The organism is Aquabacterium sp. UBA2148, assembly GCF_002328915.1.
Classification (GTDB): Bacteria; Pseudomonadota; Gammaproteobacteria; order Burkholderiales; family Burkholderiaceae_C; genus Aquabacterium; species Aquabacterium parvum.
Window position 1 is genome coordinate 7961 of record NZ_DCXA01000150.1, and the last position, 19195, is coordinate 27155.

Sequence of the window (19195 nt, forward strand, 5' to 3'; positions counted from 1 at the left end):
AAACGCCAGATTCGAGGCGTTGGTAGCTGCCACAACGCTCAGAGCCCACCTTCAAGTCGTCACTGATGGGCGCGCAAGCCTGGACTCGGATGGACAGCTCAGGGCCAATCGAGCCGTAACGCGCGCCATCCGACGTGCTGTTGGGCAGGGTTGTCTTGTGTGCCTTGGGATCGGCGGTGCCGGTTGAGAGGTTCAGCGGACCATACTTGGCGTAGAAGGCCTGAGCCTTGGCGCCAAATGCAAACGTCAGGTCGGACGAGGCCCAATTGCAGACGGTGCCGGGCGTGGTGGCCCACAGGCTGTAATTGCCGCGCGCCATGCGCAGCACAGGTGAGCCGCGCCCATCGCCTGTCGAGCCCCGGCTGCAAAGGGTCAACCCCTGCCCGCCCAGGCCTGAAGCGGTGAATGGCGTGTAGTCACGGATGTCGTCGCCGCTGTAGTACTTGACGAAGGCATGGGCATCGTGCGCCAGAGCCGCCATCTCGAGCGTGGTGTCACCGAGCGTGTCCTCGATTCTGCGGCCGCCATACAGCGTCTTGCGAACCACGTCCAGCCGCGTCATGGTCGCCCAGTTCAGGAAGTTGCCACTCCACAAAAACTGATTACTCGGGCAGGAACGGCGTTCGTACTCCACCACCATTGCCTTCGGCTCGAATCGTCCGCCGGTGCTGTGCCCAGCTTCGTAGCCATAGCACTTGTCAGGATCGAAATAGCCGTAGTACTTGAAGGTCGGCTTGAAGGTGTAGTCGACCACGCCATCGCCGTCGATGTCCTCGTAGTCGGTGTAAATGGGGGCAAACAGCGTGTGGTCACGCGACGCGGTCAGCATCATCATCGGACCACCCGTTCCCTGGCTGATGTTGGGAGGGTAGGCCGTGATCGACGAAGACGTGAAACGCGCCGAGGGCGCAGTGGACTGGGTCCAGGCGGTGGTGGCGCAAGAGAGCGTCACCAGCGCAGCAAATGCGAGGCGGGGCCAGTGGATTTTCATGTCTCGGCCTTCAGGCCCCAGGGACCTGGAAATAGGATTGAAGCACCACCTCGGTGCCGGCTCGGTAACCGAAGCCTCTGGCGGTGATGCGGAAGTATTGGGAACCGCCTCGGCGGATGAGCTCGATCAGGTACTCAGGCTGCAGCGCAACACCCTCGATCGGCCTGGCTCCCGTGAAAATCCCCAAAGGCACCCCTCCAGTGAAGGTTGCACACGTTTCTGCTGCCCCCGCTGCGGGCTTGCCCTCTTCAGGATCCCCCCAGCGCCCCCCCCTGTCCTCTGGCCACCAGGCCTCAGCTCGATCCGATGCGGTCGCCCCTTGGGTGTAATCAACTCCCTTGCGCTCTTCGCTGTCAACCACGCACTGCCCCCTCAGGCACTCTTTCGTGAACTGCGCGATCTGGTCCATCGCCGGCCGCTCCAACTGCGTGGGAAGGTTGCGCTGACAGACCGCACCGGGAAACTCCAGCGTGCCGTCTTTGATCATGAGGTCCTTTTCGGCGTCGCGCAGCGCGGCTTCCGCAGCCTGCCTGGCGACCTGCAAGTCCAATTGGTTGCGGGCAACGCTCTCACCGAGCAAGGCCAGGCGAGCACTGACGATCGCGATGCCAGTGAGCGCCAACGTGAACACAAGCACCACCAACATGGCAACGCCACGCTGACGAGCGAGAGAAGACGGGGGGCGCCTCATGGCGTGGGTCCTGCAGCAAGCCGAAGGCCGATCGAGTTGCCCTGGCGGTTCTTGACACTGATCGTTTGCTCAAAGCGACGCACCTGGCTGCCGTTGCCACGGTCGTAGGTCCCACCCAGGCAGTCGGCCACATCCACCGCCTGCCCATCGTCGTCGCGCTGAGACGTGTTGTTCTGCGGGGAGCGGACCATCATGCAAACGCGAACCGATGAGACACGCTGCCAAGCGGTGACCACCTCGCCATCGATGGTCGCTGGCAACAACGCGGCCACCCCTGCGGCATCCAGGTAGCGTGAGGGCGTGCGCGTCGCGTCATCAAAGACGCCATAACGCACCACGAATTGCTCAACCCCTCGGACCAGCTCGACGCGCCGGCGACCTCCGTTGCCCCAACAAGTCAAAGATGCCGACCTGACCGTCCGCCCGTCTTCCAGCAACATGTCTTGCGCACGGAGTTGATAAGCATTGATCACCAACAGGGGGGCATCTGGCAAGCCCCCCAGGTCCGGACGCACCTCAGCAGCGGTCGAGGCCGGTTGCCCCGGGGCCGGCGCCACTGGCGGGTTGAGGTAGACCGCGCGTCGGTTGTTCCCGGCGATGTTCGCGTCGTTGATCACGTCCGCGCGCGTGCAATCAGCGCGCTGACCGGTTGCGAGGGAGAAGGAGTCCTCCGTGAACATCGACACGACCAGGGCGTCTGACCCAGCCAGCCGCGCCTCCGTGTGAGCCGCGCAGGCACCCGTCGCGGGATTGAACGCTTGGCCCACGCACCCGAACAAGCCATTGGCGTAGGCAGCAGGCAACGCCATGGCCTGAGCCGCAGAGTCGTGGTTGAAACGCGTCTTGGCTTCCACACCCGCTGTGCTCATGGGCTCCTTGGCCGCCGCAGGGTAGAAGCCCGCGTTGGTGATATCGCGGGTCAGGAGCCCCATGGCGAACTGCCCGGTCTCGAAAACCGCGCTGCGATCGTTGACCGCTCTTTGCGTGCTGCGCGTGTTGAGGAACAACAGGGTGGCCGCCAGCACGAGAACCAGGTTGATGGCAATCGTGACCATCAACTCCACAAGGGTCACGCCACGCGCTCGGTGGCGGAGGGGTTTGGACGATGCGCGAATGGGCATGCTCACCTCAAGGGATCAAGGAAAAACGCGCACACCGGACCCCCTCCGGGGCATCTGCCGCATCAGGACAGCAGGACTGCGCCGCCAATCCCGTGCTGTCCGCCAACTCCTCGCAAACGGGCGCCTCCCGGGCATCGCCCCCCGCTTGCTCGACGAACTCCTTGTCTGACCACATGAAGGTCACCGAGAGTCCTCGAACGGCGTCACCCGTGACGTGAACAGAACCGCGGGGCAACTCACGACGCACCCGGTCGCGCCACTGAGCCACGTCAGCCGTCGCCAGGGCCACCGGTGCGCACGCGTTGCCACCAGCGCATGTGGTGCTGGCTGGAGCAGTCACCGCGGCCGCCTGCTGATCCCAGGACAACGCCACCAGGTAAGGCGAATTCGCCACCTCACCTGGCGCCTGGCCCAGGTTCGATCGAACGCGCTCGGCATAGTCCGACAACAGACCCGACAACTGTGCCCGATGCACCGAACCAAGCTGATACCGCAAGGTGTAGTTTTGCAAGGCGGCCAGGCTCACCAAACCCAGGGCCATGATGACCATGGACACCAGCACCTCCACCAAAGTCACGCCAGACTGCTTTTTCATGGTGACGTCACTCCGCTTGCGCTGTGGCTGCATCGTCATCCTCCTCATCCGGCAAAAGCACCGCCACCCGCCCCTGAAAAGTGACCGTGATGTCACGCGCCAAAGGACTCTCGTCATCCTTGGCGTCGGTGGCATTGACCGTGAAAGATGGCCCCACCAGAGCGCCCCGGGGATCGAACGTCGCAATCCGGGGTGGGTTTCCACCATCGTGGCTGAGCTGGAAACGAGGATCACCGGGCTGCCTGACGGCGATCAAGTCACCGCCAGCAATCGCCGTGGCGGGGACAGCGCCTGCGCAAGCACCGTTCACGAACACGATCCACCCCTGGTGCCATTGGCCCGGGTTGTCCGCCGCGCCTGCGCACGTGTTGGTGCTGCCGGAAGCCAACTGACAAATCGACACGCACGTGTTCCTGCTGATCGCATCCAACCGCGCACGCTGCAGCGCAATCGAAAAGTCGTCCCGGATGGCGTTCATGCCCGAGCGAGTCGTGAACGCCTGCAAGCCCGGCACCGCGATGCTGGCCAAAATGACAAGCACAGCGATCGTGACCATCATCTCGACCAGAGTGAAGCCACGCTGAATGTGGAGGATTCCCGCTTTTTGCATGCGGCGAATGTAGCGCGCCCACCCGGCAGCGCAACACCGCTGAGCGGCGCATGCCGACCGCTCGTCCCCAGCCCTGCGGGTTCCCCCTTGAATCGACGCCGTTTCAGGGGCATCGCCCCCGCAAGCGAGGGATCATGGAAAACGACAGGAGAGTGGCAGATCAGCCCTCGTCGGCCGATCCCTTGCGGGCCTTGCCCGTCTCCTTGATCGCCGCCACGAACTCGTTGACGTCGTCAAAACTGCGGTACACCGACGCGAAGCGCACGTAGGCCACCTTGTCGAGCTTGCGCAGCTCGCGCATCACGGCCTCGCCCAGCCAGGTCGAGTCCACTTCCTTCTCGCCCGACTGCCGCAAACGCGCCTCGATGGCCTCGAGCGCCGTCTCCAGCGCCTCGGCGCTGACCGGCCGCTTGCGCAGCGCGAGCATCATCGAGCCCTTGAGCTTGGCGCGCTCGTAGTCGGTGCGCCGGCCATCGCGTTTGACGATGGCCGGCAGTTCGATTTCCGCGCGCTCATAGGTGGTGAAGCGCTTGTCGCAGCTGCCGCACTTGCGCCGGCGACGGATGCTGTCGCCTTCGTCGGAGTCCCGGGTTTCGACAACCTGGGTTTCGAGGTGCCCGCAGAAGGGACAGCGCATCGACGGCTCAGCGGTAGACCGGGAACTGGCGGGTCAGGGCCGAGACCTGCTCGCGCACGCGGGCCAGGTTGGCTTCGTCGTGCGGGTTGTCCAGCACGTCGGCGATCAGGTTGCCGACGATGACGGCCTGCTCTTCCTTGAAGCCACGCGTGGTCATGGCGGGCGAGCCCAGGCGAATGCCCGAGGTCACCATCGGCTTTTGCGGGTCGTTGGGGATGCCGTTCTTGTTGCAGGTGATGTGCGCGGCACCCAGGATGGCTTCGGCTTCCTTGCCCGTCAGGTTCTTGGGGCGCAGGTCGACCAGCATCACGTGGCTCTCGGTGCGACCGGAGACGATGCGCAGGCCGCGCTTGGTAAGCGTGTCAGCCAGGGCGGCAGCGTTCTTGACGACTTGCTGCTGGTAGGCCTTGAACTCGGGCGACAGGGCTTCCTTGAAGGCCACGGCCTTGCCGGCGATGACGTGCATCAGCGGGCCGCCCTGGATGCCGGGGAAGATGGCCGAGTTGATCTTCTTGGCGATCTCTTCGTTGTTGCTCAGCACGATGCCGCCACGCGGGCCGCGCAGGCTCTTGTGGGTGGTCGAGGTGACCACGTCGGCGTGCGGCACGGGGTTGGGGTAGACGCCTGCGGCGATCAGGCCGGCGTAGTGGGCCATGTCGACCATGAAGTAGGCGCCGACTTCCTTGGCGATCTTGGCAAAGCGCTCGAAGTCGATGCGCAGGGCGAAGGCCGATGCGCCGGCGATGATCAGCTTGGGCTTGTGCTCACGCGCCAGGGCTTCCATCTTGTCGTAGTCGATGTTTTCCTGGGCATCGAGGCCGTAGGACACGACCTTGAACCACTTGCCGGACATGTTGAGCTGCATGCCGTGGGTCAGGTGACCGCCCTCGGCCAGGCTCATGCCCATGATGGTGTCGCCAGGCTGCAGCAGCGCGAAGAACACCGACTGGTTGGCTTGCGAGCCCGAGTTGGCCTGCACGTTGGCGAAGTTGGCACCGAACAGCTGCTTGAGGCGGTCGATGGCCAGTTGCTCGACGACATCGACGTTCTCGCAACCACCGTAGTAGCGCTTGCCGGGATAGCCCTCGGCGTACTTGTTGGTCAGCTGGGAGCCCTGAGCTTCCATGACGGCCGGCGAGGTGTAGTTCTCGGAGGCGATCAGCTCGATGTGATCTTCCTGGCGCTGGTTCTCGGCCTGGATGGCGGCGAACAACTCGGGGTCGACGTTGGCGATGGTGGATTGAGCGCGAACGAACATGGGCAGTCTCTTCAAGACGGTTGATGACCTGCCACCCACCAGGGACGGTGGGTGAAAAAGGCTGCCCAGGCGAACGGCTGAAACGACCTCGTCTCAAGCTTCGGCCTGGACGAAATCGGCTGCGCTTCCCGGTGGTTCACCACCTCAGGCCGCTGAATGCAGCCATCTATCGCCAGTCGCGCAGGCTTCGAATTGTAGCGGAGGCCGCAAAGGCCTGCATGACAGCTGCGAGGCCAACGCCATGACCGGACCCAGCCGTCAATTGGGTCAACGGCCAGGCAGCGGCTGGGTCAGCAGCGCCACCTGTTCGGTCGAGCGAGCAGGGGCATGGTGAGGGGCGGCCTCGCCAGCCGAAGGCACGGTCTGGGCAGGCTCGGCGGCTTCCAGGGTGTGACCACCCGCGGCCGCACCCGATGCGGCCTGAGGCGCCGCAACCTGAACGGCACTCGGCACACCGGCCTGAGGCAAGCTGGCGTTGAAAGCCACCTTCTGGCCCGAAGCCACTTGGCGCAGGTAGGCAGCTTCGGCCAGCACCTTGGCACCGTAACCACCGTCATCGGCCAGGTTGGCGGCTCCCACGTAATGCTTCAAGCCGCCAGCAACGCTGCCGGCGCGGCGGATGCAGTCTTGCAACACCTGCACGCCCACGCGCAGGTTGGTCACGGGGTCAAAGGCGGCGTTCTGGCCACCAAAGATGGCGTACTTGTCATGGTGCACACGCGTCATGACCTGCATCAGGCCCTGCGCACCCACATGGCTTTGCGCAAAGGGGTTGAAGCTGGACTCAACGGCCATCACGGCCAGCAAAAGCGTCGGGTCCAGGCCAGCACGCTGCCCCAGGACCCAGGCCTCCTGCACCAGGCGGCTGACGGGCTCGGGGGCCACGCTGTAGCGACGAGCGATCCAGTGGGCCACAGCGGCTTGCTGTCGGCTGAGCTCGGCGGGGTTGGTGGCGGTGGCGCGCTGAATGGCCTCAGGCTCGGCCATGGCCAGCAGGATGTCGGGTGCGGCGTCCACGCCCCCTTCGGCGCGCTGGATGGCGCGGGCAGACAACCATGAGAGGGCCTGGTCTTCCAGTCCATGGCGCAAGTCCGGGCGACCAGCCAGGAAGCCAACCACCACGACAGCGACCAGGCCCACGGCAGCCAGGACATGGTGACTCGCATGGCGCAGACCGCCCAGGACGTCCGAGGCGACAACACCCAGGACTTCGCCGATTCGGCTGGCGGGGTTCGACGCGGTCGGGGCAACCAGGGGCGCCTCGGCAGCACGTTCAAACGTAGACATGACTATCCTTTCCTCACCCCGCTGACCGCATGGGCAGGCTGCCTTGAAGCAGCCTGCGCAACCAGGTCGGCGGTGATAATCGCCCCGGCTTCGAGGCTGCAGGCGGTCGCTTGGCGACCATGGGCCTGACCTCGAAAAGGGTGCCAAGCCACTTGGGCCACACCCGGCAATCTCAAGGACCGGAGCTGACGAGGATGCCCAGAGGCACCCAGGGTTAACCCGGAAAAAATCGGTTCCGGGATCGACGGGGCGGATTCTAGGCAGCCTTGAAATAACCAGTCAAGCATAAAGAACCAACTCTTTATTACTCTCAGAGCATGAAATACCGAGATTTGCGGGACTTTGTGGCAGGCCTCACCCGAGAGGGGGAACTCAAGCGCATCAGCGACCCGGTGTCCGTCCACCTGGACATGACCGCCCTTTGCGACCGCGTTCTGAGGGCTGGCGGCCCTGCGCTGTGGTTTGAAAAGCCCGTCGGCAAGCTCGACCCAAACGGACGCCCGGGGCGCACGCACACCACCCCGGTGCTCGCCAACCTCTTTGGCACCCCCAAACGAGTGGCGTTGGGCATGGGTGCATCTGACGTCAGCGAGCTGCGCGACATCGGTCGGCTGCTCGCCAGCCTGAAAGAACCCGAGCCGCCCAAAGGGTTGAAGGACGCCGGCAAGCTGCTGCACATGGCCAAGGCCCTGTGGGACATGAAGCCAGCCTCCGTTCGCCGGGCCGCCTGCCAGGCGGTGGTGCGCGAAGGCAGCGACATCGACCTGACCGAGTTGCCCATCCAGCATTGCTGGCCCGACGACGCCGCCCCGCTGCTGACTTGGGGGCTGGTGGTCACCCGCGGCCCGCAAGGCGTGCCCAACCCGCGCCGACGCCAGAACCTGGGCATCTACCGCCAGCAACTCATCGGCAAGCGCCAATTGATCATGCGATGGCTGGCCCACCGAGGCGGCGCGCTCGATTTCCGCGAGTTCGCGCTCGCCAACCCGGGCCAACCCTTCCCCATCGCCGTGGCCTGCGGGGCCGATCCGGCCACCATCCTGGGCGCCGTCACCCCGGTGCCCGACACCCTGGGCGAGTACCAGTTCGCCGGCCTGCTGCGCGGCAGCCGCACCGAGGTCACCGACACATCCGTGGGCGAAGGCGAGCACCGCCTGCAGGTGCCGGCCTCGGCCGAGTTCGTGCTGGAGGGCCACATCCCGACGGCACCAGCGGGTTACCAGGGCGTCAGCGAGCATGGTGTGCCACTCAAAGAGAAGAACGGCTACCTGCACGCGCTGGAAGGCCCCTACGGCGACCACACCGGCTACTACAACGAGCAGGACTGGTTCCCCGTCTTCGAAGTCAGCCGCCTGACGAACCGCGAAGACCCGGTCTACCACTCCACCTACACCGGCAAGCCGCCCGACGAGCCCGCCGTGCTGGGCGTGGCGCTCAACGAGGTCTTCGTGCCGATCCTGCAAAAGCAGTTCCCCGAGATCGTCGACTTCTACCTGCCGCCCGAGGGCTGCAGCTACCGCATGGCCATCATCAGCATGAAGAAGGCCTACGCCGGCCACAGCAAGCGGCTGATGTTCGGACTGTGGAGCTTCCTGCGCCAGTTCATGTACACCAAGTTCATCGTCATCGTCGACGACGACGTGGACATCCGCAACTGGCAGGAAGTGATCTGGGCCATCACCACCCGCATGGACCCGGTGCGCGACACCACCCTGGTCGACCACACCCCGATCGACTACCTGGACTTCGCCTCTCCGGTCAGCGGCCTGGGCGGCAAGATGGGACTGGACGCCACCAACAAGTGGCCCGGCGAGACCGACCGCGAATGGGGGCGCGTCATCACCATGCCCAAGGATGTGACCGACCGCATCGAGGGCCTGGTGGCGCGCGTCCTGGGCACCTGAGCCCCAAAGCGCCCCATTCGGGGCTTTGTGTGGCGTCGTTGGGCTTTGTGAGACTTTGTTTGACCCTGCTCACATCTCGGCGCGATCGGCCACTTGCCGCGAGACCATTCCTGATTTAACCTGCAGTTGCCTGCCGAGAGCAGGTACCTCAAGCAGACGCAGTCTCTGCGTCTCGGGAAGTGCCAGACCTTGATCTCTGACGCTTTCCTGCGCGGCCCTTGAGTCGCGTCGCCCCCGGCTCATGCCGGGGGTTTTCGTTTCTGCGAGACTCTCAGCCATCGCCCTGTTGGGCTTGAACTGGATAAGTCCCCATGAGCGACGCAGCCACCGACATCCAAGCTTCGGCTCAAGAGGCCACCTTCGCAGGCGGCTGTTTCTGGTGCCTGGAAGCGGCCTTCAACCGCCTGCAGGGCGTGCTGCATGCCGAATCAGGCTACAGCAATGGCGAACACCCCCAACCTGACTATGAGTCTGTGTGCAGCGGCCGAACCGGTCATGCGGAAGTCGTGCGTGTGCGCTTCGACCCGGCACGCGTGTCCTACCAGCAATTGCTGGGGGTGTTCTTCTTTCTGCACGACCCGACCACACTGAACCGCCAAGGCAACGACGTCGGCACCCAGTACCGATCTGGCATCTACACGCACTTGGCCGAGCAGGCCGCGCAAGCGCGTGCATTGATCGAACAACTCACGGCCAGCGGCGTGCACGCCTCGCCCATCGTGACCGAGGTGACACCGGTGGTGAACTACCACCCTGCAGAGGCCTATCACCAAGGCTACGCGGCGCGGAACCCCTACCAGGGCTACTGCGCGGTCGTCGTCGCACCCAAGCTGGAGAAGTTCCGGCGCACCTTCAGCGAGCTGCTCAAAACCGAGGACTGAGCGCCATCGGCCGCTGCCCCACAATGTGGGCCCATGACACACAGCCCGCCGCCCTTCTCTGCCCAGGACGCCAATCAGCTCATTGCCCTGTTCAGTTCGGGGCGTCACGCGGAGCTCGAGTCACGCACCCGTGAGCTCACCCGCTTGCACCCTGAGGTGGGGTTCATCTGGAAGGTCCTGGGGGTCGCGCTGCTGGCCCAAAATAAAGACGGTGTGGCGGCCCTGAGCAAGGCCGCAAACTTGATGCCGCAGGACGCCGAGACTTGGAGCAACCTGGGCAACGCTCAGCGTGCCCAAGGCCTGCTGAGCCAGGCAGAAGAGAGCCACCGGCATGCCATCGCACTGGCCCCCACTCAAGCCAGCCACGCCTACAACCTGGCGATCGTGCTCACCGACCAGCACAAGCTGCCCGAAGCAGCAAAAGCCTACCGCCAAGCCATCGCTGCGAACCCCGCTTTCGCCGATGCGCGTTTCAACCTGGGCATCTTGCAACAAAAGCTGCAGGAGCTCGACGCCGCCGAGGACAGCTTCAAGGCCGCCGTCCAGGTGGAACCCGCCCACGCTCAGGCCTGGTGCAACCTGGGTGCCCTGCACGCCCGACGGGGCAGGCTGGACGAAGCACATGCGGCGCTCAAACAGGCGATCAGGCTCGCCCCCGACATGGCCGACGCCCACCACAACCTGGGCAACGTCCACAAGGACGCCCTGCGCATGCCGCAGGCACTGCAAGCGTTTGGAGAAGCCCTCCGGCTGCAACCCAGCCATGTCGATGCACAACAGGGAATGGGCCAAGTGCTGGGCAAGCTGCGCCAGTACCAGGCCGCGATCGTCGCCTTGAAGCGCGCCATCGAGCTCGATCCCAAGCACGTCGATGCCTGGATCGACCTGGGCAATGTGCACAAGGAGGTCGGAGACCTTGAAGAGGCCCTGGCCTGTTTCGAACACGCGGACCAGTTCGCGCCAGATCGCCTCGACGTGCTGAGCAACTGGCTGATGCTCAGCAACTACGCCAGCAGCGTGCCCCGTCAACGACGCATCGAGCGCGCCCGCCAATACGGCGAGCGCATGCGTGCCAAGGTCACCGACGCGCCCGTTCGACCGCATCGCTGGGACCCGGAAAAACCGCTCAGGGTCGGCCTGGTGTCCGGTGACCTGCGGCGCCACCCCGTGGGCTACTTCCTGGACACCGTGCTGCAAGCCATCCGAGCGCAATCTGGCAACAACCTTGCGCTGATCGGTTACCCCACGCAAGCCCTGAGCGACGCCTTGACCCATCGCCTCAAGGCCTGCTGCACCGCCTGGCACCCCTTGGTCGGGCTGGACGACGCCACCGCCGCACGGCGCATCTGCGACGACGACATCGACATCCTGATCGACCTCTCGGGCCACACCGCTCACACGCGGCTGTCTGTCTTCGCCTGGCGCCCTGCGCCTGTTCAGGTCAGCTGGCTCGGCTATTTCGCCACCACAGGCCTTCAGGAAATGGACCACTTCCTGTCCGACCCCTGGAGCACACCGGCCGAGGTGCAGCGCGACTTCACCGAGCGGCTGTGGCTGCTGCCCGAAACACGCCTGTGCTTCAGCCCGCCGGAGTCGGCCCCGCCGGTGTCCGAACTGCCTGCGACACAACAGGGGCACGTCACGTTCGGTTGCTTCAACAACCTCACCAAACTCAACGACGAAGTGCTGAAACTCTGGGCGGCCATCGTCCAGGGTGTGGCGGGCAGCCGGCTGTTCCTCAAGGCCCCCCAGCTCGATGACCCGCAGGTGCACGACCTCACGGTGCGGAGGCTGCAGGCGATGGGCATCGGCCGCGACCGGCTGATCCTGGAAGGCAACTCGCCGCGCGAAGAGTACCTGCGCGCCTACCACCGCGTGGACATCGGGCTGGACCCGTTTCCCTTCACCGGCGGCACCACCACCGCAGAAAGCTTGTGGATGGGCGTGCCTGTGTTGACCCTGCAAGGCGACTGCCTGGTGGCCCGACAGGGCGTCAGCATGATGATGAACGTCGGGCTCGCCGACTGGGTTGCCAATGACGCGCAGGCATACCGACAAAAAGCCATCGCCTTCGCGAACGACCTGCCAGCCCTGAGCCGGCTGCGCGCTGCTTTGCGCGAGCAAGCCGCCCAGTCACCGCTGTTCGATGCCCCCAGGTTCGCCCAACATTTTCAGGAAGCCCTGCGAGGGATGTGGCGACAACGCTGCGGCGAAGCAGCCAAGCCAGGCCCCTGAGGACCCCACTGTTTCAAGGCGCCAGCCGTTGGCGCAGCCAGGATCCATCGGCCTGAAGCAGGTACTCGATTCGGTCGTGAAGGCGCGACGGACGCCCTTGCCAGAACTCCCAGCGGTCGGGCAACAAGCGATGCCCACCCCAATGGGCAGGGCGCGGCGGGTGCTCGCCCCATCGGGCCTGTTGCTCCGCCCAGGCCTGCTGCAGCGCCGCCCTGGAGGGCAACACGCTGCTCTGCGGTGACGCCCAGGCGCCGATCCGAGAGCCCAGAGGGCGTGCCATGAAGTACGCGTCCGATTCCTGCTCGCTGACCAGCTCCACCCGGCCTTCCACCCGAACCACCCGCTCCAGTTCTGGCCAGAAAAACTGCACCGCAGCCACTGGGTGCCGAGCCAGTTCCAGGCCCTTGCGGCTCTGGTAGTTGGTGAACCAGACCAACCCTTGCTCATCAGCCCCCTTGAGCAAGATGACACGGGTTGAAGGGCGCCCGTCCTGGCCCACCGTGGCCAAGGTCATGGCGTTGGGCTCCAGGGCCTTGGCCTTCACCGCCTCATCGAACCAATGGTGGAACTGCGCAACCGGGTCAGCCAAAACCTGGCCTTCGTCCAGCTCTGCCTGTTCATAGCTCTTGCGCATCTGCGCCAAATCATGAGGTGTTTTGTCCATGGTTCGAGTATCGGTGCTTTGGATTGATGCCTGAAATGACTCAAATCAATTCAGCACACGGGTATGCCCCTAAGTGAAGCTTCCCTGGTTGCTGCGGCGCACCAGTTTCACACTTGGGAAAGGGAAGAACAAATGGAAACCGCCGTCACCGCCATCATCACACCTGCCCCGTCTGATCAACCAGATGGTGGTGGCGCTGTCGCAGGCTTGCCCTCGTTCCTGGACGGCACGCAGCACCTGGTGCAGAGCTGCCAGGTGTGCGGCATGGACGTCGTCCTGCTTGGCTCGCCCCCCGTGCTGAAAGAGGCCTCGCGCTGGCAGGTGCAGACCCCGATTCAACTGACACCCCTGCACGAGCCGCACCCAGCCCAGCGGCTGTCATCCGCCATCAGGGCAGGCGTTCAGCTCAGCGCACAAGCGTCGGGCTGGGTCTTGTTGCCCAGCAGCCTGACCCCACCCAGGCCGCAAACCTTGACCCGACTGCGCCAGGCATTGGGACAGCACCTGCTCGTCTACCCCAGCCATGGAGGTCGGGTCGGCATGCCCATGGGTTTTGGACAAGAGTTGTTCTCCGAGCTCATCCGCTTGAACTCTGACCGGGAACTGCTCCGCCTGATGAACCGATACCCGGCCCATGCACTGGAGCTGGACGACCCGACGGTGCTGATGCAGTCGTGGGACCTCCTGTTCACCCAGGTGTCGCTGTTCAATCAACCCACGGCGGCACAAGACCCACTGCGCGGATGACGCGGGCCTCAAGCCCGGTCACCGCAGGAAGCAAAAAGGGCCCTCGGATGAGGGCCCTTTGGCTTTGAGCTGGCTCGGGGCAGCAGCAGCCGCCCCTCCCAATCAGTTGGCGACGTACAGAGCCGACGAGATCGACTTCTTGCGCAGGTTGGTGCTCACGTCCTGCGTCAGGGTGCCGTAGTCGAACTTCAGTGCGTCCTGAGCGATTTCGGGCAGCACCAGGGCACTGTTCAGGGCGTCCTGAGCACCTTGGGACAGGCGCAGGTTCTTCAGCACTTCGTGGCCGGTGACGGTCAGGGGGAACTTGTACTTCAGGGCCAGCTTGGTGTCGACTTCGAAGGTGTACAGGTGCTGCTGGGTGGCCGTGGTGCCGCCCTTGGGGGTGATGTCGGCCAGCACCTTCTGGGCGGCGTAGTCGATGGTGAAGTTGGCCAGGGTCAGGCCGTACACCAGACCGGTGTCGTCGTCGGTGCGGTCGAAGTACAGGGCAGAGCCAGCGGCTTGGCCGGACTTGATCGACAGGTTGCTGCCGATGACGATCTTGGTGATCGGCAAGCTGTACGACTGGTAGTTCACCGAGCCGGAACCGCCGTTGACGGGTGCGCCTTGAGCGGTGGCGTTGCCCTTGGCAACCACCGACAGGTGAACCAGGTCAAAGCTGTCCAGGTTGTCCTGGGTGAAGGTTTGCACCGAGTTCGATTCGGTCCAGGCGAAGGGAATGGTCAGGTCGGCGTGAGCGGCCGAGACAGCGAACAGGGCGACGGCGGCAGCGGTGGCGCGGAGGGAAACAGCGGCGAGTTTCATGTGTTCTCCAGAAGGTGATCTTGGGTTCAGGGGATGCGATCAATTGCGTTGATCGGTGAGTTCATGATGGCAACAAGCCGCTTTGCCGTGGCCCCGTGAATGCGGGAGAGGGCCAGGGGAATCCCCGCACAAATCAGCCCATTTCAAGGGCTATCCCTCAGCGTTAAATGACGCCACGATGCAGGGTAACCACCATTCGACGCAAATTGAACCAATTTGACCCAACCACCCTTCATCGGCCGCCTTCCCATGAAAAAAGCGACCCGGAGGTCGCTTTTGCTGTCTGCCACCGGGCGATCAAATCACCCGGGTGAAGCAGGCCATCACTTGGCCGTGTAAGGCGTGGTGCTGACGGCCTTGGAGCGCAGCTTCGTGGTCACGTCCTGGGTCAGGGTGCCGAACGAGGCACGCAGGGACTCGTCAACGATGTCGGCGTTGAGTTCCATGGTCGTCAGGATCACGTTCCGAGCCTGATCCGTCAGGCGCAGGTCACCCAGTTGCTCGTGCAGCGTGATATTCAGCGGGAAGCTGTACTTCAGGCCCAGGGGGGTGTTCACCGTGAAGTTGTACAGCGGCATCATCTTCAGGGTGCTGCCACCCTTGGGAGTGGTGTCGGCCAGCACCTGATGCTTGACGTAGTCGATGGTGAAGTTGGCCAGGGTCAGGCCCAGGATCGCACCGGTGTCTTCGTTCATGCGATCGAAGTACAGGGCGGCGCCAGAGGCGGTACCGGAGGCGATCTTCAGGCCAGAGCCGATGACGATCTTGGTGATCGGGAAGCTGAAGGCAGCGGGCGTGCCGTAGGGGCCTGCCTTGACAGCCGAAGCCGTGCCGCGAGCGGCAATCGTCATGCCGACGAGGTCAAGGGCGTCCAGGTTGTCGGACGTGAATTCTTGAACCGAGTCGGCCACCAGGAAGTTGGTGGGCAGGGTCAGGGCCTGGGCCGACATGGCGGACAGGCTGACGATGGCGGCGACGGCGCTCAGACGGAGGGAGAATTGTTGCATGGTGGCTCCTGAGTGGCGGTCACCCAACCCATCCGGGTGACCATGGCTCAAATCATCGGGGCTGGGCTCAAAACAGTGCCCCCCCGATTTGAGTGAGCGAGCCTCAGGACACGTGCGATACCGCACAAATTGAAGCACCCGAACTTCAAATGAAGTACGGGTTAGCCCGATTCACTCAAAAGTTGTAGCCCACGCTGACCGTGACGATCGTGTTGGTGATCTTCATCTTTTGCTCGCGCACGAAGGTGCCGAGGTTGGACTGGCCTTTGTTTCGGGCAACCAATTCGGTGAGCAAGGTGGTGCCACCAACAGTGTTATCCCCCGTGTCGCCCTGAAGCAGGGAGTCGCCATTCGCAACCGCTTCAGACAGATTCCTGGAAAGGTCCGTGAGCACCGCAGCGCCAGAGGTGATCGTCGTGTTAGAGGTCACCAAGCGGGAGTTGGCGCGCAACCCAACTTGTCCCACCGAAATGTTGAAATGCAACGAATCATTCAACGGCGCTTGCAATCCAACGAAAGGACCGGCGCCAAAGACGTTCTTGGTGGCAATCGTGGTCTTGCCGCCAACGTAAGAATCGAAGAACGGCGTCGTCTTGGCACCAAAAAAGATGGCATACATCACGCCAACGCCAACATACGGTCGAACCGGCCAGGTCTTCGCGTCACCAAAGCTGTAGCTGCCAATGACCAAAGGCGGCAGCAGTTTGGTGGTTGCAATGTGCTTGCCATTGACGCTGTTGGGAGAACCATCCCAGCGGGTACCTTCTCCGTGAATCTTGACGCTCATGGGCATGGCTAGGACAAAACCTTCCAGCAACCACTTGCGATCGTCATCCAGCCAGTAACCGACCGACACCGTCGGTGTTCCAAGGTTCTTCTGTGCCCGAGCCTTGATGCCTGCAGGGGTGCCAATGCCATCAACTCCATCAGCAACAAAAGCGTCCTCCAAGACTGCGCGAGCCAGGGTATCCCAGGTAAAACCGTTACTACCATCGGCATAGCGCGCACAGTCAGCTCCGGTCCGAGAGCCCGCGTCGCATTCGTCAGTGATGGTTTTGCCAAGGTCCAGGGCCGCATTGATGTCTGCACGCGAAGTTGCGAAGCCAGTGACATCCTTCGCATCCTCAGACTTCGTCCGCGTGAACGCCGACGTGTAGCCGATGCGCATGAACAGGCGGCTGCGGACGCTGCTGTCCCAGCCGGTCGGGAAAATCGAGTTCGTCTGCTGTTGCGCAGAAACGGGCATGGCCGCACAGGCGGCCAGGGCGATCACCGCGAGCTGCGGGAAACCGAATCGGATGGAAGGCATGCTGTCTGTCTCCTGGCAGCTCAGGGGGCCGCCTCAGGGATGATTTCTCGGTGCAATAAAAAAGCCGCTCACGACAGCGAGCGGCTGGTCGCACACAGGGCCGAAGCCCCGTGTGACCTCAATGTGCTCAGCGAGCAGCGCGGCGGCGGCCGAACAAACCCAGGCCAACCAGGCCAGCGGCCATCAGGGCGTAGGTGCTGGGCTCAGGGATCGGGGTGGCGATCACGGAGATGTTCGAGGTGATCGAACCGAAACCAGCGGTGTTGGTGGCGGTGCGGTTGTTCACGGCGTTGATGCCCGAGCGACCGGTGTTGTTCAGGTTCAGCGACTTGACGAAGATGGCGTCGATGTCAGTGGCCTTGACCAGGAACAGGCCCGACAGGACGTTGGTCGACGACAGGGTCGAAGCGCCAGCGCTGGCGGGAGCGCCAGGGGTCAGGTCGAACGTGGTGGGGCCGCTGATGGTGTCGTACGTCCACAGGGCGTAGTCGTTCAGGGTGCCCACGCCATTGGCGCCAACGATGTCGGCGTAGATGGTCTTGGTGGTCAGGTCAACCTTCAGGTCGCTGATGCTCAGCGAGCCAGCACCGTTGGTGGCGCTGTTCTTGACCGTGGTTTGCAGCGAGCCGCCTTGGGTTTGCACAGCGGTCACGGTGACGGTGGCGCCGTCAAAGGTGCTGGTCAGGCCGGTGACGGGGGCGGCAGCGGCGGCGCTCACGTACCTCACGGCGCCTGTGGCGTTCGTGGAAGTCGAGATTTGCAGCGTGGCGGCAGGCACGGCTTGCATGCCGACCGAAGCCAGGTTCAGGGCGGTGATGAGCAGCCTGGAGAAGCTCAGGGTGCCGCTGCCGGACAGGTCGCTGAAGGTGTAGCCGTTGCTGGCGGACGAACCGCCCGTTTCAATGGTGACGGTTTCGAGAGCAGCTTGGGCTGCGCCAGCGAACATCGTGATGGCGGTAGCGGCGATCAGGCTTTTGTTGAATTTCATCGATTTCTCCACAGAAGGGTGTCGATTGAAGCAAGCTTGGTTTGTTTTCCAAGGTCTTGCTGACATGTGTTCACTTTAAGAGGGAGCCCACCTTGAAGCATCGGGGAACTCCCTGTCGAACTGTGCAAAGCACCACGGACAGGGGGGATGCTTGCCGACTTTCCCCTCGCATGAGGGGGCGGGGCATCCCTTGCCCAGGGCTCAGCGTGCAGCGCGGCGGCGAGCGAACAGGCCCAGGCCCACCAGGCCAACACCCATCAGGGCGTAGGCAGAAGGCTCAGGCACAGCCGACACCGTGATGGTGATGTTGGACGTGATCGAGCCGAAGCCGGTGGCACCGTTGTTCACGCCAGCCAGGGCGGGGGCGCCCAGGTCAGCATTCAGGTTGGTGGCTTGCACCAGCAGGGCCAGGGCGTCGTCATAGATCTGCAGGTTGGTCAGCGTGTTGCTCACGGTGACGGTGCCGCCAGCGGCGATGATCGCGTCCAGGTCGAACGTGGTCGGGCCGGAGATGGTGGCGAACGACCAGATCTTCTGGTTGGTGACGGTGCCAACGCCGTTGCCACCGATCAGGGTGCCGTAGACGTCCTTGTTCACCAGGTCAACGCGCAGGTCGGTGATGGTGATGAAACCCGTGCCGTCGGCCACGCCGGCGTCAACGCCAGCTTCGGTCAGGGTCTGGGTGGCGCCACCGGAGGTGCCGACTTCCGTGATGGCCACGGTGCTGGCGCTGGTGGGCGTGCCGGTCAGCGAGGTCACCGGGGCAGCAGCGCTGACAGCGGTGTAGCCGCCAGGAACGCCGTCGATGGTCGAGTTGGCGCGACCGAAGTTGGACACTTCAACGACGCCCAGGTTCAGGGTGTCGAGCAGGTCTTGCGAGAAGGTCAGGGAGCCGGAACCGGTCAGGCCGCTGATCAGGTAGCCGCCGACCGTCAGGTCGCCGCCTTCGTTGACGGTGAAGGAGGCAGCGTTGGCGCCACCAGCGGCCACGAAGGCTGCGGCCACGACCAGGTTCTTCAGATTGAATTTCATTGTGATCTCCACTCTCTAATGCGGACGTGCTTGTTGAGAGAACTTCTGGCTTGGCCGGGGCGTCCGCAAGCTCCCCGGCTGCCGGCAGGCTTTGATCGCCTGCTTCGTTGACATCTTGACCCGCGCACCATGGCGGTTCAAGTTAGCTTTCCCGAAGATTGCAACAATCCGTCAACCTGCGCTCCCCTGCAAGGCACCCGCCCCCTCAGCCAAGGGTAGGGGAAACGCGCATTCGTGGAAATTCACGCTTTTTGACGCCCCGATGGGATCAATAGGCGCCACAAATCACGTTTGCGCCAGGCTCACGCGAGCGAACTTGCGCTTGCCCACCTGCACGACGTACACCCCGGCGGGCAGCTTCAGGCCCTTGTCGGACACCGGCTGGCCGTCGACCTTCACGCCCCCTTGCTCGACCATGCGGCTGGCCTCGCTGG

General features: G+C 63.8%; 18 protein-coding genes, 1 pseudogene and 1 riboswitch. Of the genes and pseudogenes, 4 read left to right on the forward strand and 15 right to left on the reverse strand.

Going from position 1 to position 19195, the window contains the following annotated elements; all coding sequences use genetic code 11:
- The 8 genes and pseudogenes from B2W70_RS08190 to B2W70_RS08225 form a co-directional block, all read right to left on the reverse strand.
- Positions 1–991 (reverse strand): annotated as a pseudogene (locus B2W70_RS08190) (hypothetical protein); the annotation flags it as partial.
- Between the two features lie 10 nt (positions 992–1001).
- Positions 1002–1622, reverse strand: coding sequence for a pilus assembly PilX family protein (locus B2W70_RS08195; RefSeq protein WP_286744629.1), 621 nt, complete (start codon positions 1620–1622; stop codon positions 1002–1004).
- A 56-nt stretch (positions 1623–1678) separates the two neighbouring features.
- Entirely contained in the window at positions 1679–2803 is a 1125-nt protein-coding gene (locus tag B2W70_RS08200) for a PilW family protein (RefSeq protein WP_286744631.1), read from the reverse strand.
- Between the two features lie 7 nt (positions 2804–2810).
- On the reverse strand, positions 2811–3398 hold the full coding sequence (gene pilV, locus B2W70_RS08205) for a type IV pilus modification protein PilV (RefSeq protein ID WP_286744633.1): 588 nt from the start codon (positions 3396–3398) through the stop codon (positions 2811–2813).
- A 7-nt stretch (positions 3399–3405) separates the two neighbouring features.
- Positions 3406–4008, reverse strand: a complete 603-nt coding sequence (locus B2W70_RS08210; protein ID WP_286744636.1) for a GspH/FimT family pseudopilin — start codon at positions 4006–4008, stop codon at positions 3406–3408.
- A gap of 160 nt (positions 4009–4168) precedes the next feature.
- Entirely contained in the window at positions 4169–4645 is a 477-nt protein-coding gene (gene nrdR / locus B2W70_RS08215; protein ID WP_058088580.1) for a transcriptional regulator NrdR, read from the reverse strand.
- Between the two features lie 7 nt (positions 4646–4652).
- On the reverse strand, positions 4653–5903 hold the full coding sequence (gene glyA / locus B2W70_RS08220; RefSeq protein WP_286744639.1) for a serine hydroxymethyltransferase: 1251 nt from the start codon (positions 5901–5903) through the stop codon (positions 4653–4655).
- Between the two features lie 56 nt (positions 5904–5959).
- A riboswitch (ZMP/ZTP riboswitch) is annotated at positions 5960–6093 on the reverse strand.
- A 77-nt stretch (positions 6094–6170) separates the two neighbouring features.
- Entirely contained in the window at positions 6171–7190 is a 1020-nt protein-coding gene (locus B2W70_RS08225; RefSeq protein WP_083506172.1) for a lytic transglycosylase domain-containing protein, read from the reverse strand.
- A gap of 317 nt (positions 7191–7507) precedes the next feature.
- Here B2W70_RS08225 and B2W70_RS08230 point away from each other — a divergent pair, with 317 nt between their 5' ends.
- From B2W70_RS08230 to B2W70_RS08240, 3 genes are all read left to right on the forward strand, one after another.
- Positions 7508–9094: a UbiD family decarboxylase domain-containing protein gene (locus B2W70_RS08230; protein WP_286744642.1), complete on the forward strand. Its 1587-nt coding sequence runs from the start codon at positions 7508–7510 to the stop codon at positions 9092–9094.
- A gap of 311 nt (positions 9095–9405) precedes the next feature.
- On the forward strand, positions 9406–9975 hold the full coding sequence (msrA, locus tag B2W70_RS08235) for a peptide-methionine (S)-S-oxide reductase MsrA (protein ID WP_286744643.1): 570 nt from the start codon (positions 9406–9408) through the stop codon (positions 9973–9975).
- 33 nt (positions 9976–10008) lie between these two features.
- On the forward strand, positions 10009–12210 hold the full coding sequence (locus tag B2W70_RS08240; RefSeq protein WP_286744646.1) for a tetratricopeptide repeat protein: 2202 nt from the start codon (positions 10009–10011) through the stop codon (positions 12208–12210).
- Between the two features lie 13 nt (positions 12211–12223).
- Here B2W70_RS08240 and pdxH read toward each other — a convergent pair whose 3' ends face one another.
- The gene (gene pdxH, locus B2W70_RS08245; RefSeq protein WP_286744649.1) at positions 12224–12874 is read right to left on the reverse strand and encodes a pyridoxamine 5'-phosphate oxidase; all 651 of its coding nucleotides are present in this window, start codon (positions 12872–12874) and stop codon (positions 12224–12226) included.
- 132 nt (positions 12875–13006) lie between these two features.
- Between pdxH and B2W70_RS08250 the strand changes: the two genes are divergently transcribed.
- On the forward strand, positions 13007–13621 hold the full coding sequence (locus tag B2W70_RS08250; RefSeq protein ID WP_286744651.1) for an NTP transferase domain-containing protein: 615 nt from the start codon (positions 13007–13009) through the stop codon (positions 13619–13621).
- Positions 13622–13723: 102 nt separating this feature from the next.
- Here the strand turns inward: B2W70_RS08250 and B2W70_RS08255 are convergent, their stop codons facing one another.
- The 6 genes from B2W70_RS08255 to B2W70_RS08280 form a co-directional block, all read right to left on the reverse strand.
- Complete coding sequence (locus tag B2W70_RS08255; RefSeq protein WP_286744653.1) at positions 13724–14425, reverse strand: hypothetical protein; 702 nt, start codon at positions 14423–14425, stop codon at positions 13724–13726.
- Positions 14426–14748: 323 nt separating this feature from the next.
- Positions 14749–15432 (reverse strand): hypothetical protein, encoded by a 684-nt coding sequence (locus tag B2W70_RS08260; protein ID WP_286744655.1) that lies wholly within the window; start codon positions 15430–15432, stop codon positions 14749–14751.
- Positions 15433–15607: 175 nt separating this feature from the next.
- A complete protein-coding gene (locus B2W70_RS08265; protein ID WP_286744658.1) occupies positions 15608–16741 on the reverse strand; it encodes an OmpW/AlkL family protein in 1134 nt (377 codons plus the stop codon).
- Between the two features lie 127 nt (positions 16742–16868).
- Positions 16869–17729 (reverse strand): PEP-CTERM sorting domain-containing protein, encoded by an 861-nt coding sequence (locus B2W70_RS08270; RefSeq protein WP_286744661.1) that lies wholly within the window; start codon positions 17727–17729, stop codon positions 16869–16871.
- A 201-nt stretch (positions 17730–17930) separates the two neighbouring features.
- The gene (locus tag B2W70_RS08275; protein ID WP_286744663.1) at positions 17931–18761 is read right to left on the reverse strand and encodes a PEP-CTERM sorting domain-containing protein; all 831 of its coding nucleotides are present in this window, start codon (positions 18759–18761) and stop codon (positions 17931–17933) included.
- Between the two features lie 285 nt (positions 18762–19046).
- Positions 19047–19195 (reverse strand): S4 domain-containing protein (locus tag B2W70_RS08280; protein WP_286744676.1); only part of this gene is annotated, 149 nt, incomplete at its 5' end.